8 protein-coding genes are annotated in these 14,769 nt (G+C 60.1%); all 8 read right to left on the reverse strand.

Features of this window, described 5'->3' with window-relative positions:
• Positions 1-324: 324 nt before the first annotated feature.
• Positions 325-762, reverse strand: a complete 438-nt coding sequence (locus BJ122_RS13400) for a hypothetical protein (RefSeq protein WP_110781541.1) — start codon at positions 760-762, stop codon at positions 325-327.
• A gap of 213 nt (positions 763-975) precedes the next feature.
• Entirely contained in the window at positions 976-5,988 is a 5,013-nt protein-coding gene (locus tag BJ122_RS13405; RefSeq protein WP_110781543.1) for a calcium-binding protein, read from the reverse strand.
• A gap of 21 nt (positions 5,989-6,009) precedes the next feature.
• Positions 6,010-7,737, reverse strand: coding sequence for a hypothetical protein (locus tag BJ122_RS13410; protein WP_110781545.1), 1,728 nt, complete (start codon positions 7,735-7,737; stop codon positions 6,010-6,012).
• Between the two features lie 2 nt (positions 7,738-7,739).
• A complete protein-coding gene (locus BJ122_RS13415) occupies positions 7,740-8,693 on the reverse strand; it encodes an imm11 family protein (RefSeq protein WP_110781546.1) in 954 nt (317 codons plus the stop codon).
• Positions 8,693-9,526 (reverse strand): DUF4261 domain-containing protein, encoded by an 834-nt coding sequence (locus BJ122_RS13420; RefSeq protein ID WP_110781547.1) that lies wholly within the window; start codon positions 9,524-9,526, stop codon positions 8,693-8,695. The genes BJ122_RS13415 and BJ122_RS13420 overlap by 1 nt, the downstream gene beginning before the upstream one ends.
• Before the next feature lie 2 nt (positions 9,527-9,528).
• Positions 9,529-10,200, reverse strand: coding sequence for a toxin-activating lysine-acyltransferase (locus BJ122_RS13425; protein ID WP_110781548.1), 672 nt, complete (start codon positions 10,198-10,200; stop codon positions 9,529-9,531).
• Positions 10,201-10,608: 408 nt separating this feature from the next.
• Positions 10,609-12,069: an HlyD family type I secretion periplasmic adaptor subunit gene (locus BJ122_RS13430; RefSeq protein WP_110781549.1), complete on the reverse strand. Its 1,461-nt coding sequence runs from the start codon at positions 12,067-12,069 to the stop codon at positions 10,609-10,611.
• Positions 12,066-14,267 (reverse strand): type I secretion system permease/ATPase, encoded by a 2,202-nt coding sequence (locus BJ122_RS13435; protein WP_110781585.1) that lies wholly within the window; start codon positions 14,265-14,267, stop codon positions 12,066-12,068. Before BJ122_RS13435 ends, BJ122_RS13430 begins: the two co-directional genes overlap by 4 nt.
• Between the last annotated feature and the right edge of the window lie 502 nt (positions 14,268-14,769).

Raw genomic sequence — 14,769 nt, forward strand, 5'->3', positions numbered from 1 at the left:
TACATGGGGTTCTTGGGCCATAAGTGCGGTTTCGACTTGAAACCGAAGAAGGACATGCAATTCCGCGTAATGTGTGTCGAGCTAAGTGGATTCCCAGACGGACCAGTCGTCACACTTCTGCTTGAAGATGATATTCACGAGTGTTTTTGGGAGGTCAAGCGGATGTCCTTTGCGATGAATTGAGGCGCCAAAAGACCGCAACGATTCGTATTTTCCGCGGAAGAAAGTGTACAGACGAGTATAACGTACCGACAAAGGTGCTGCGATCACCAAAAGCTCGTCAGCACATCGAGACCGCATCAAGCCAGTCGTAGTCCTTGGCCACTACGCCGCGACCTTCCATAGGAGGGATCGGCCGTCGCCTCTGATCGGCTCGACGCGACTGCGCTTTGCGAGACCGGACAATGAGATTGCAACCCTGTTCGCGATCTCCGGCATTCTGGGGTCGTCTTCTGGAACGTTCTTTTGCAAGGCCACCCGGATCGCGCATTCATGGGACGAAATTGGCACTTGTGCGAGGCGGAGCGTATTCAGGATGCGCGCGGACAGATTATCGTCGGCGAACAATCCACCAAGGAACGTGCCGCGCGTGCTAGAACGCCGCGTTTTTGATTTTGTCAGCGTGTGGTCTGGTTTGTAGATCTGGATAACCGTATCAATCGCCGCGATGTCACGGTCGATCTTCGCAATTTGGTCAATCAATTCCTGACGAACAGACCTCAGTTCATCGTGCTTGCTGCACAGTTCGCGAACAACATCCATTGGAACGCCCCAAATATAGATGGGGCCATTATGAAGTCGGGTGGGGCGTTGGTCTGGTGGCGTTTGCTACCTAATGCCGGATGTCTGCGTAGGACGGCTAATACGGCGTCGACAAGGTGCGCACATCGAATGACACCGCCGTCGGCCTAGATTGAGGCCATACTAGTTAACACTGCTTTGGCCATCATCGGCACTGTCCTGATCAGCGAGGCGTTAGGTGTCGTTGCCAAGGCCGCCTTCGAGCGCATCGGAGCCAGCGCCGCCCGACAGGGTGTCGTTGCGGTTGTCGAAGCCAATCAGATGATCGTCAGCAGCCGTGCCCATCAGCATTCGATCGATGATCGACTCGATGGACAGAGTCCGCCCGTCGGCGAATTCGAACTGTTCGACACGGGTGGTCGAAAGCCCATTCACGACCGTCAGGACGTCGACACCATTACCGAGGTCGATGAGGAGATCGTTGCCGTTGCGGGAGATGATGATGTCTTCGACCCGGACGGAGGCACCGAAGACAACATGGTCGATGACGCCAGCTGCGTCTGTCTTCTCGATGATATGGTCGAAGCCATAGCCGGCCGAGAAGGCGTAAGTATCAGTTCTGTTGCCACCGTAGAGAGTATCGTCGCCCTGGCGACCGTCGAGGACATTCTCCTGATTGGAAAGACCGGTGAGGATATTGTCGCCGCGGTTGCCTCCGGCAATCTGCAGAAGCTCCTCGACGTCGGAGATTTTAATGGTCGATCCATCGTAAAAACGAAAAAGCTCGACACCATCTTCTGCGTCGCGAAACTGATTTCTGATGCGCAAGGTATCGGCGCGCCCGTTGATCGAAATCAGGAGGTCAATGCCGTCCTTGGTGAAGACGATGTTGTCGCGGGTGATGGCGCTGCCGAATTCCACCACGTCATCGATAGGCACGCGAACCCCACGGCGGTCTTGCCAGCTCGCTCGCACCCGCCGATCGAGCACGACGTCCTGACCGTAACCGGCGTCGAACTTGTAGATGTCACCGCCGTCACCGCCGATCAGAGTGTCGTTACCCTCCCTACCGTCGAGGACTTCACTAAAGTTCGAGCCGGTGATGATGTCATCACCGTTAACGCCGACAAGGTCAATGTCCTCGGCATTCACATCGGTGAACGATACCGTGCGGTCGGTGAAGACAAGGTTTTCAACCGCATAAGTCTGTCTTTCGTCGCGCACATACTGGTTTTCCAGCACGAAACGCTGACCTGTTGCGCGGACAGTGATGATCAGGTCGAGCGCGGTACGGGTAAATTCGACGTCGACCGTAGCAATGCCCGAGAAGATCAGTTGATCATGACCCGAGCTGTCGAGGATAACGTCGTCCCCCTCTCCGATCGCGACATGATAAACGTCGTTACCGCCGAAGCCGATTAGACGGTCGTCGCCAGCGCCGCCATCGATAGAATCCGACAATTCCTCGTAGCCGTAGATGGTATCGTCAGCGCTGGTTTTCGCGATATCGATATAGTGCTGTGCGAGTTTGAAGCCAGTCCAGGTTGTGCCGTCGCCAAAGACGATGTCCTCGATGATGTTGGCGAAACCAAATATGCTGATGACAAGGAAGTCCTCCAGCACGACCTCGTCGTTCGTACCCTTGACACGCATCCGCAGCGTATCGGTTGGGCCGTCTCGCAGGAAGTCAAGGTCGGTCCAGCGTATCTCATCGATGAACTGAAGCTTGTCCTTTTGAGGCGGATCGAACAGCGCGGGAGGCGAGTTGTCGATGATTACGTCCCGACCGTAACCGCGACCGTAGATATAGGTGTCGTCGCCTTCCTTCCCCGACAGGAAGTCATCGCCCGTCCCGCCGTCAAGCTTGTTGACGTTGAGCATGCCGTAGATCGCGTCGTCGCCCGTCGTCTTGGCGTTCTGAAGCACCTGCTCGAAGACCTGTTGGAAATCGAGGCCGGTACCATCATCGAAAAGGAAGCGTTCGATCATGTTCGGGGCGACGTAGTCGAGGCCGTCGCTGCTGCCCAGCAGGTCCGAGAACAGGCCGAGCCCGGTCCTGATGCCGGAGAACTGCCCGACGATCTCCAGCGTGTCGCCGGTGGCATTGCCGTCATTGTCGAGGAAGATGATCCTGAGGTTGCCGCTTTCGCCGTCGCGGATCAGTTTCAGATTTTCGGCGGTGATGCCGCCCTTGAAGCTGAGCACGTCGAGGCCGGCCTTCACCGCGCCGAAGGAGAAGGTGCCGAGATCGTCGATGACGTCCTGTCCGTCGCCGGCCTGGAAGATATAGATATCTCCCCCGGCACCGCCGCTCATATAGTCGTTGCCCTTGCCGCCCCACAGGATGTCGGCGGAGCCCGAGCCGATCAGACTGTCGTTGTACAGCCCGGCGGCGCGATCCTTGTCGAGCACCTCCATCGACATCCGGAACCGATCCCAGGCCACGCCGTCGGCGAACACGATGGAATCGACGCCGGAATCCATCCGCTTACCGTTGGAGAGCAGTTCGTTGAGCTCGCCGAGGAACTGGTCGGTCAGGCGGATCGTGTCGGTGCGACCACGGATCTGCAGGATCAGGTCCTCGCCGTCGCGGATCGCCTTGACGTCGCTCGACAGCACATCGCTGAAGCGCAGTTGGTCGGCGTCGCCATAGTCCTTGTCGTCGATGAGATCGGCGCCGGAATTGCGACCGACGAAGTAGTAGTCGGCGCCGCGGCCGCCGCGCAGCGTCTGGTTGCCCGCCGTCATATAGAAGTAGTCGATCGAATCGGTGCCGTCGACCACGGTCGCGTCGGCGGCGTGGGTGATGATGCGCTCTTCGCTGATCGACAGCGCGTGCGCCACGCCGCGGATGTCGAGATCGATGCCGACGGTCTCGAACGCCGGCAGCAGCATCTGCATGATGAAGGCCTGGTCGACGGTGAGCGTCGAGCCGCCGAGATTACCTTCGCCCGAGGGATGATAATCCGGATAGACCTGCGCCAGGATCCCGTTCCACTCGGTGAGATAATCCAGCACGGCATCGTCGGCGTTGCTGGCCGGCGCGCCGCGGAAGATCGCCTCGAACAGCGGCGCGAGTTCGCGGTTGGTGGTCGGCTTGTAGCTGTCGGAGGCGACGTCGTAGCTGACGCCCTGGAAAAATTCCTTGAGCCCGCCCTGCATGGCGAGGCGCACCGCGTAGCGTCGCGATGTGGTGATATACTGCTCCATCACCGGCTGCAGCATGTCGATCATGGTAGCGATGCCGGAGACGTATTGCGCCGGATCGGTCGACAGATTGGCGCTGCCGCCGGGACCGACCGCGTAGGCGATGTGTCCGGTGGCATTGTCGAGCTGCGCCGTCAGCATCTCGGGACGGAAATCGATGCCGCCGAGCGAGGTCGCGAAATGAAACTGAGCCGGCGTCAGCATTTCGACGCGGTAGGTGGAATCGTCGGTGGAATTCACCTCGTCGAGCGTGTCGAAATCGATCGCGTAATTGCGCAGATTAAATTCGCGGCTGTCGCCGGTCTTCCATTCGAGCTGCAGCGCGCGATCGAGATTGCGCGCCCAGACATAGAAGCTGCCGTCCTGGTCGGTAACCTCGACGGTGTAGTCGACCGCTATGCCGTCGGTGAAGCGCACGCCGATGCGGTCGACCGGAAGGTTGGCGTAAGGATTGAAGCCGAGCTGCTCGGTGCGCCATTCGGTGCCGGTCGGATGCGCCAGCGCCAGGATGGCGTCCTTGCTGGCGTAGCTGGTGGCGAAATCGGACGCCAGTTTCCAACTGCCGTCGGCCTGTTCGATGCCGTAGTCGAGAATCACGGCGCGGCCGTTCTCGACGCGCATCAGATAGGGCGCGGCATCGCGATCGCTCAGCGCGTGGTCGCGGCCGGACGGCGACCAGGTCTGCTCGAGCCGCCAGCCGGCGCCAGACGCCGCGGCCTGCGGCAGCACCTCCTGCAGCGTCGCCCGCGCAATCGCGTTGCCCTGCGCGTCCCGCACCGGCGCGCCGGAGGCGAGCGTCCAGTAGCCGCCGTCGGCGTCCTCGACATAGACGCCGCGGTCGAGCAGCACCGCCTTGCCGCCGGCATCGGTGCCGACCAGCACCGGCGTCAATTCGCGGGTCTGCTCCAGCGCCTCGCCCCAGGCGCCGAGCACGCTGCCGGCCTGCGCCACCAGCGTGCGCAGCTTCGGCGTGGTCATCGCAGCGGCGGTCGACGTCACCAATTCGCTGAAGCCGACATCGTTGGCCATCGCAACCGCGAGGTTGGTGACGCGGCCAAAGCCCTTGACGTCGAGCGTCGAATTGGACTGCCAGGCGGCGTGGCCGGACTCGCCGGCGTATTTGGTATCGGTATCGTTGGAGGCCAGAATCGCGTCGTAGAGATGCCGCACTGCGCCGGTCTCAAAAGTGACGTCGCCGACGCCGGTCAGCCGCGCGCCCTGCGGGGTGGTGATGTCGATCGCGGCGGCGGCGAGATCGAGGGTGACGATGCCGAGCTGGTCGAGCGTCTTCAACTCGCCGGGATCGGTGACGCCGTCGCGGTCATAGTCCTGCCAGACCTTCAACTCCGACCACAGCACGTCGGCGCGCGTGATCTTGCCGTCGCCGTTGAAATCCAACTGCGACAGCTGCGCAAAGCCGGACTGGCCGACGCCGCCGAACATCTCCGAAATATCCTCGATCCGGCCATTGCCGTTGACGTCGCGGACCAGAAAGCCGTCATCGCCGCTGAGCCAGCCGCTGCGCTCGGCGAACAGATCATTGTCGATATCGAAATACACCTGGCTGGTGGCGATCTCGGTTGTCTCGATGCCGTCGCCGTCAAGATCGATCACCAGAGGATCGGCGCCTTCGGCCCATTTCAGGCCCTTGGCGAAGCGCGTCGCGGCGGCGGCCAGCGTCGCCGCCTGATCGATCAGCACGTTGCCGCCATATTGCGCGGCCATCGCGATGCCGTAGATCCCGAGCAGCGGTTCGAGCAGCGTCATCAGATCGGCAATCGGATTGACCGCCTTGAACACCATGCCGAAGGTGCCCTGCCCGGTCAGCTCCGCCTGCTGGAAGCCGATGAAGCTGCCGACCAGGTCGAAGTTTTCGACCTTCATCCAGCCCTTCAGGATGCCCTGGGAATCCAGCGCCTGCTGCGCCTTGTAGGCGTCGCTCGCGGTGCCGCCGAACACCGCGGTAAACAGCTGGTCGAACTGGTTGGTGATATACATGTCCAGCCCGCCATTGCCGTTGGGCCGGAACACATAGGTCATCCAGGGAAACAGGTGATCGAACTAGACCGAGCGCGCCGGATCGTATTTGCCGTTGGCATCCAGCGAACTGTAGAAATTGGCCAGGCCGGTGACCGCCCCGATGCCGCCGAACGCCAGCAGACCGGCCACGCCGCCCTCGGCATTGCCGCCGGTGAGCGTCAGGCCATAGAACTTGAGCACGTCATGATGCTGCGCATCCATGACCTTGGTATTGGCCGAGTACCAGATGTTGTCGGCGTTGGCGGCGGAGTCTTCGACCTTCCGGCCGGTGACAGGATCGATCCCGTCGATCGTATCGCCGTAGATGATGCCGCCGTTGGAGCGGTTGTAGATCCAGTCGCGACCGGTACCGCCAACCGTGGTAGCGTTCTGACCGCCGGCAGCGATGACCCAATCGTTGCCCGAACCGCCTCGAGCGGTTCCACTTTTGGAATCCGCCCCATAGTAGAATACGATGTCATTACCCTCGCCGGCGTCCACATCGTTGACATTCGCCGCGAATATTAAATCGTTGCCGTTGGTGCCCGTTGTCTCCCTTGAGCCGAAAGCGAGAATCGTTTTGCCTTCGACAGGAGTCGACTCTGCCATCATTGCAAGGAAATCCGGCGCGCGGTCTTGTTGAACTCCTAGTACTGAGTCGCTCACCGGATTCGGAGCTTTTCCGCTATCAACCGCTGTCAGCATCTCATAAATATGGATACCCATGCTGACGACGCCGACGGCCGTCAGGACCACGCCGATTCCGGCAATGACGGGGGCAGCCACGGGAATTGCCCACGTTATGCCTATCGCCGCGACGCCAATCGCAGCACCGACCGCAAATCCCTGGCCCTCTTCGTAAAGCGCATTCCAAAAGCCAGTGGCACCGCCCTTGTAGGCCGAGATGATGACATTGGCAGCGCTCTCTCCGAGGCCAATCCAGCCGAGCACCTTTCCGAACTTCGTCAGAAGTCCGTATAAATTTTTGTTGCCGGAACTCTTTCCCCCGGACTCGCCATCGTCACCGACGATCGTTTGGCCCGCCTTGATCTGGCCGATGAATCTCGCGATTGCCGTGTCTTGCGCCACCCGTGCCGCGATCAGTACCGCACGTGCCGCTGCGCTATCGGCCGCGTTAAGCGCGGCCGAAAAGGCAGATTGGCCACGCATGAAGCTTTGAGTCTCGCGGATCTTTCTTATGTCAAGCGTCAGCGACCGATTGTCCTGACCGGTCCGGGTATCGCCTGATGACAACTTGATGTCAGTGCTCGTGGGTTTGCCCGTTTCCGGGTCGACGCCCATCGACAACCTCTCGGCAACATAATTCTGTAAGCCGGCGATATCTGCAGCAGCCGCCTTCAGCTTATCAACCGGAGCGTCAATCACGGAACTTCCGGGTGCAAAGTATTCGGTATAAATTTGCCTCAGCAACGTATTTAAGTATCCACGATAGGCTGGATGACTATCACCTGGATTATGTAATGCCATCATCGTGGCATTTGCATCAGCTTGGTTGGTCGGAAGGCTAATGCAGTTTTGGATCGAATCTCGAACGCTGAACAAACCTTTTTCTGTCAGCGCCCTCAACATTGTTTGGACATCGAGATCGACGGTGGAGCCAGTCAGAAATGACTGCGGAATAATATGATGCCCCTGGGGCGCACTAGCCCACTGCCGCAGTTTTTCAAACTTATTATCGACTGCACCAATAAAGCTCGTTTGCGTCGAGTCGGCATAAGCGCCGCTAAGATCGTAAATCGTGCTGGCCATTGTCAGCCATTCCGTGTGATGACAGGAACAGGTGTTTGGTTCTTCCAGAGGATCGGCCGAAGCCTTTCGGCCAACGCAGCGGAGATGATCGGCCGGTCACTACTAAGCGCGTCATCGACAGCGTAATGGCGCCCAGCCATCGCGTCGGCCCGCACGACGATCCGATTTTCCGCCGCCTCGGTATGCATCCAAGGGACGTAACTCGAAAAATAAGATGTCCCATCGTCGCGAAATTTCTCGATGAAGCACGATGCGATCGGGTCGATCGCACGTACGCTGCCGCGATGCACGAAAATCCAGTAATCCTCGGCAATGCGACCGTCGTCACACCGAATTTCATAGGGAAAGAAGTGATGAATGCGCGGCTCAACGGCTTCGATGGCGTCTTTAAAAGCCGTGTTGACGACCTTCAGCATGCCGCGCCCACGGTCGTCGCTGACAAAACTTTCGTATCCAATGTCGGTATAAAGCCCCTTTCGGAACAGCCCGTATCGTGGCACCAACTCGGACAGCGCCCGCTGCGCCTCGTCGTAGTCCTTCGACCCGATCTCAGGATCGCCGCATTTCCAGCCCTCCGGGTGGAAATAGCGCCAAAGTTTCGAGCTGGCATCTTGCTCGCTCGAACGTGGCTTCACACGTTTTTGAAACTTGAGAATATGATGTTGTGGACGTGCTCGCGGCCAGGAAATCCTGCCGTCGATGCCGAGCAAATAGTGGCGAACCGGGTCATCGTGCTGCCGTGCCGGCGGGACCGGTTGAATGAGGTGTTGAGGCTCCATACTGATCGCATTCCATCCGCGGGCTTCCATCTCTGGAATCGTTGTCTTCTGGAACACGTCCTCGTCGTCGATATCGATGAACTTTTCGGGCGAGCCCAGATAGAGGCGCGGCGGCTTTGCTCTCGGCTTGCTGCCTGGCATGTTTCCGTGGATTAAATCCATGATGCCAGTGTTCATCACCCGCGCTCCGCAAGTTGGAGTTTCAGCACTTGGGTATCGACGCCGTCAAAACGCGATACTTCGTATCGTATGGTTCCGATGGGATTTCCGCCATCCGAGATACTCGCTCCGTCCTCGAATTTGGCGCCGCTATGAACGATGTAGCGCGCAATGCCGAGAACAAGACCGGCAAGATCACCTGGATTGAGCGACACCGGGCCGCATTCGAGTTCACGACCAGCGAACGGAATCAGGCCGCTCGTTCGGCAAACCAGATGATCTGCTGAGACGAAGCCGGGAAAGAACCGCGGAGAAATCCAAAGGTCCGCGGGCGGCGTGGTTTCGTTTGCCTCCCGCGCCACGCGCACGAAACGTCCGGGCTCGATGACGCTCTCCGAAGCGGTCCAAAAGACCCCCAACGCGTTTCCGAGTCCGCAAAGTGCAGCGACAGTAACGGTCAACCGAAATGCCTTGAGGCGACTTATCTCGAAATCCTTGCCGAGACCCATCACGCTGACGAGCAGATGTGCCTTCGATCGGGAGAACGCGTCGGCCGCCCCGTTCCATATCAATTCATTCCCCAGTGCCGCTCGCACGGTCTCGGCTGGTATTGAAAAGGGCAAAGCAACGATTGCGACAAGCATATCCCCCCAGGGAAAGACCAAGCTCGGCTGATCGATTCCATCAGACCGCACAACGCCGATGGAAGCCGTACTGCGCGGAAACAGGTTCTTGATCTCTTCGACTAACCGCATCTCAGCAAGACGAGCCTGCGCGGGAAGCGCCACGAGCGCCGTAAATCGCGCATTCTCAAGGTCTGCACTAAGCAGCGATGGGTCATCGTCTTGCATAACTATTCCCTATCCGAATCAGCCGCTTTTCGAAGTGTACGCGTCGCCAAACCGTTATGCGCTCCTAGACTTCCCCCCCCCGCCTCTCCCACCGGCCGCACCTTCATCTTGTCCAGCACGGCCGGATCGACCAACTGGCTGACGATGGGATGGATACGCACCGGCTTGTCCTTCACCACCTGCTTGAAGTTCGCCAGCACCGCGGTGGCGACTTTTTGCGAGGGGGCGATGACGTCGAGCAGCCAATGGGTGTCGCCGCTATTCCAGTCCTCGGCCTTGAGCCGGACCGGAAACACGCGGGCCTGGATCTGTTCACGAATTTTGGCGTCGACCTCGTCGGAGACGCTGGCCCAGATCGCGATGCCGGCGGTCTCCTCCAGCTTGCCATCGCCGCCGGATTTGGCGATGGCAATGCGGTCGCGGATCATCGGCTCGACCACCAGATGCATGACATCGGCGAGTGTCTGGTTGCGATAACGCGGAAGATTCAGCATCGCCAGCACGACCTCGCCGACGCTGGCCTGGATCCTGGTGCGAAACGCGGTGATCTGACTAAGCAGCTCAGGATCAAGCGGCCGGTCTTTTGGCGCGGCGTGCTCGGCGGCAGCCCCGCCATTGATCCCGTTCAGGCCTGGCTGCTCGGCTGCTGCTTGCTCGTTGCTGTTCGTCGCCACAGGATACCCTCTCAGTCTTTCAATCCGCCCGGCGGGCGTGACGTTGTCATTCGGTAGGACGCGAAGACCGGCGGACGACCGTGCGCACCATCGCTTGGTGCCCCCGCACGAGAGCCGGTAATTCGCGGCGGCCGCTTCGCGACTGCATGTTCTCCCACCCCTACCCGTTTTCATGGAGCTTATGGTTGATACAACCGCAAGATGAAATCAACACTACAGTGGGAAAAGTTGTGCAATTTGTCAGTCTGTTGTGCTCTGCGTAGGTCTTGCCGGTATCATCGCCACGCGGCGGACCTCCGAAGCTGCCTCCGTCCAAGAGCCGGGATCGTTTGCTAATTAGTAGCGAAATGCTTCGCGTCGGGAGGAAGTCTGCACTCGACACCGGGAGGTCCCGAGTTCCGGTGGTCGTCACCGCTCCCGGCCTGCTTCGTCGAGAGCTCTTGTGATCGGCGACAGCAAATACTGGATGATCCGTCGTTCGCCGGTCTTGATCTCGGCCTGCACCGAGAGCCCGGGGCCAAGCAGTTGCTGCCGGTCGCCAATACGGATGCTGGTCTGCAGCAGGCGGATTCGCGCGGCATAGACAAGTCCGGTCTGGATTGGCCGGTTTTTCTCGTCACGCTGCGGCCCGTTCGCTTGCGAGAGGTCGATCGCATCGCGGCTGATGCCCTCGACGATTCCTGGCACGAGCCCGTAGTCGGTGAAGGGGAACGCCTCGAGCTTGACCCGAACGGCTTGGCCTTCGCGCACGAAGCCGACATCCTTGTTGAGGACATGGGCCTCGACCTCGATCTCGGTGCCGTCAGGAACGATCAGCATCAGCGGCTGCGCCGGCTGCACGACGCCGCCGATTGTCGCGACCGCAAGTTGCTGCACCGTGCCGGCGACCGGCGCGCGCAGCTGGAGAAACTCGCGGCGGCGCGTGGTCTTGCGCAGCTCCTCAGCGGCAAGCTGCGCCTTGTCGCGGGCCTGGACGAGTTCGGTCATGGCGGTCTTGCCAAACGTCTCGCGCAGCTTGCGAATCTCGGACTCGAGCGCGATCATCGCCGCGCGCGCGCGCGCGGCATTGGCACGGTGCACATCGATATTCTGGACGTGCTCGATGCGCTGCTGCTCATATTCGAGCAGCTTCAGGCGCGCGAAATTACCCTGTTTGGTGAGCAGCCTGCGGCCTTCCAGCGACTGATCGACGAGCGGGAGAGTGAGCTCGAGCTTGTTGATTTCAACTTCAGCCGATGTGAGTTCGGCCGCCCGCTGCGCAATCTGTTCACGCAGGCTCGCGACCTGCGCCTCGTATTCCGCGATGCTTGCGCGGATGAATTGTTCTTCGACCATCACTGCCGAAGCGGGGGCGTCATCAGGGGCGACGAAGGCACTGGGACGGCCGTCGAGATAGGCGAGCAGCGCGGCATTGCGGGCCTGCACAAGCTTCGAAGTCTGCAGGTTCTGACGCGCCTGCGCCTCGTCAGCGGTGGCGAGTGTCGGGTCGAGCTCGACCAGAAGCTGGCCCTCTTCAACATGCTGGCCGTTGCTGACATGGATGGCGCGCACCGAGCCGATTTCCATAGGCTGGATGGTCTTCACCTTGCTGGACGGGATGATCTTGCCGCTGGCAACGGCCACTACGTCGACCGAGCCCATGACAGACCAGATGAGAGCTATGGTGAAGAAAGCGCAAGTCATGAGCAGCAGCATGCGCAGGCCGGGGCTCGGCGGCTTCTCCATGATCTCAAGGGCTGCAGGCAGAAACTCGTGATCGGAGATCGGGCGCTTGTTGCGATCGGCCTCGTTCTGCATGCCCCAGCTCACACGCAGCACCGCCCAGTGCTTGGCGAGCGTCGGAAAGCGATCGGCTACCCAAGCGGTCATGTGCCGAGCCCCATCTGCTTGGTGTAGAGCTGGGCGTAGCGTCCTCCCGATTTCAGCAACGTCGCATGGTCGCCCGTCTCGGTGATCTCGCCGGCTTCGACCGTGATGATCCTGTTGCATTGGCGGACGGCGGACAGGCGATGGGCGATGATAATGACGGTGCGGCCCCGGGCGATGCCGGCGAGATTGTGCTGAATGATGTCCTCGCTCTCGGCGTCCAACGCGCTGGTCGCCTCGTCGAGTATCAGAATGCGCGGATTGCCGATCAGCGCCCGGGCGATAGCCATGCGCTGACGCTGCCCACCCGAGAGGTTGCCGCCACGCTCGTCGATCACCGTATCGTAGCCATGCGAGAGTGACAGGATGAAGTCATGCGCGCCGGCGAGCTGGGCGGCAGCAATCACCCTTTCCATCGGCAAGGTGACGTCGGCCAGCGCAATGTTCTCCCGCACCGAACGATTGAACAGGATGTTCTCCTGCAACACCACGCCGATCTGCCGTCGTAGCCAGGCGGGATCGACAAGAGCGAGATCGACGCCGTCGACCAGCACCCGGCCCTGCTCCGGCACATAGAGACGCTGCACCAGCTTTGTGAGAGTTGACTTGCCCGAACCGGAGGGACCGACAATACCGATCATCTCGCCAGGCTTAATCGCAAGTGTGACGCCACGCAGGGCCTCAGGCGCATCCGGACGATAGCGAAAACGAACCCGGTCGAAGGTCACGCCGCCCTTGATCGGGGGGAGGCTCGCCCGGTTAGGATTGTGGTCGGGTTCGGCGGGGGTGTTCAGCACGTCGCCGAGACGATCGACGGAGATACGGACCTGCTGGAAATCCTGCCAGAGCTGAGAGAGGCGTAGGATCGGTTGGGCGACACGCCCGGCGAGCATATTGAACGCGACCAGAGAGCCAACCGAGAGATCGCCGGCGATGACCGCCTTCGCCCCGAAAAACAGGATCGCGACCGTGGTCAGCTTGGAGACCAGCTGGATCAGATGGCTACCCCAGTTCGCCAGCGTCGCGACCTGAAACCCAGTGCTGGTGTAACCCGCGAACTGCTTCTCCCATTTTGCTCGCATTTGCGGCTCGACCGCCATCGCCTTCAGCGTCCCTATGCCGGTGACGCTTTCGACGAGGAACGACTGGTTCTCCGCACCGCGACGAAATTTCTCGTCGAGGCGAGCGCGCAGCGGCGGCGTCACGACGACTGAAATCGCAACATAGAGCGGGATCGACAACGTGACGATCAGTGTCAGTAGCGGGCTATAGGCATACATCACCGCGAAGAACACGATGGTGAAGAACAGGTCGATCACTACGGTGACGGCGTTCGAGGTAAGGAATTCCCGGATGCGCTCGAGCTCGCGTACCCGGGCAACGCTGTCTCCTACACGCCGCGCCTCGAAATACGACAGTGGCAAATTGAGAAGGTGCCGGAACAACTGTGCCGACAGCTCGCTGTCGACGCGATTGGTCGTGTGCGCGAACAGCCAGTTGCGCAGGGCCGAAAGTCCGGTCTCAAAGATCAGTACGGCCGAAAGCCCGATCGCGAGCACGTCTAGCGTGGTCAATGACTGATGCACCAGAACCTTGTCGATGACCAGCTGGAAGAAGATCGGCGAGATCAGCCCCATGAGCTGCAGGAAGAACGACCCAATCAGCACGTCGCGCAACGGCCCACGATATTTCACCAACGCCGGAATGAACCAGCTGATGTCGAAGGGTCGGGCAGCGCCCGCCATCAGCTCGCGCGTCGTCATCAGTAGGAGCCGTCCGGCGAAGCGGACGGAGAAATCCTCTTCCGTCCATACCTCCGGACGATCCCCGGCACCCCGCTGAACAAGGAGGCGGGTCCCGTCCGGCTGCCTGTCGACCTTTAGAAGGATGACGGACTCATCGTCTCGAAGCTCGGCGATCGCCGGCAGAGGAACCTTCTCCAGGCCGTCTACGGCAACGGACTTGATGCGGGCGACAATCTTCAATCGCTTGGCAATTCGAGCCAGATCCTCAAGGCGATAGCTCTCGCCGGGCGCGCCGTGGTCATGAACGATCTGAGCGGGATCGGCAGGAACGCCAAGGAATTTCGCTACAAGGACAAAGGCCAGCAGAGTTTCAGCTAAAACCGGAGCAGCTTCTGCCCGGCTTTCGGCCTCGTGCGCAACGTCCGAGACGAGCTTGGGAGACGCAGAGGTTGGCATGGCTTTCTTGGCTGACATAGGAGAGCGGCGGCGTTTACGACTAATCGTTAGGAAGTTGGATCGCCTTCAGGAACAACGCTCGTTGGTCAGCGGAACAATCACTCTGAGACTGAGAGGGCGCAGGCATTGCTGCCGCTGGCATAGCCAGAGCACAACCGACCGAAAACAGGCCGCGCCAGTTAAGCCACTTCATCGGCGCCGCCGCCCGCTTCTATCGCCAATTTCGACAGGTGCGCCTGTCAAATCGCGTCGACCCGAATCAGCCCCCCCTTCGATCATCGCCTTGCGATGATCGTCGAACTCGGCACGCAACAGCGGATTGCAATGGCGCTGATCCGTGCGGACGTCGTAAAGGCCAAACGAGACATTCACTCGCACACCAACCAAATAATTGCACTCCGCTTTCTACACTACCCACGCGCACACTCCGACGTCAACCAAAGGTAGATTTTGCAGAAGAAATATACGTGCGCGCGCAACATTTTCTGCACTTGAAACGCAC

It is taken from the genome of Rhodopseudomonas faecalis, from assembly GCF_003217325.1.
Classification (GTDB): Bacteria; Pseudomonadota; Alphaproteobacteria; order Rhizobiales; family Xanthobacteraceae; genus Rhodopseudomonas; species Rhodopseudomonas faecalis.

Excerpts from the sequence above, each read along its gene's own strand:
- BJ122_RS13400 (WP_110781541.1), bottom strand. The coding sequence starts at position 762 with ATGGATGTTGTTCGCGAACTGTGCAGCAAGCACGATGAACTGAGGTCT.
- BJ122_RS13405 (WP_110781543.1), bottom strand. The coding sequence starts at position 5,988 with ATGACCTATGTGTTCCGGCCCAACGGCAATGGCGGGCTGGACATGTAT.
- BJ122_RS13410 (WP_110781545.1), bottom strand. The coding sequence starts at position 7,737 with ATGGCCAGCACGATTTACGATCTTAGCGGCGCTTATGCCGACTCGACG.
- BJ122_RS13415 (WP_110781546.1), bottom strand. The coding sequence starts at position 8,693 with ATGAACACTGGCATCATGGATTTAATCCACGGAAACATGCCAGGCAGC.
- BJ122_RS13420 (WP_110781547.1), bottom strand. The coding sequence starts at position 9,526 with ATGCAAGACGATGACCCATCGCTGCTTAGTGCAGACCTTGAGAATGCG.
- BJ122_RS13430 (WP_110781549.1), bottom strand. The coding sequence starts at position 12,069 with ATGACCGCTTGGGTAGCCGATCGCTTTCCGACGCTCGCCAAGCACTGG.
- BJ122_RS13435 (WP_110781585.1), bottom strand. The coding sequence starts at position 14,267 with ATGCCAACCTCTGCGTCTCCCAAGCTCGTCTCGGACGTTGCGCACGAG.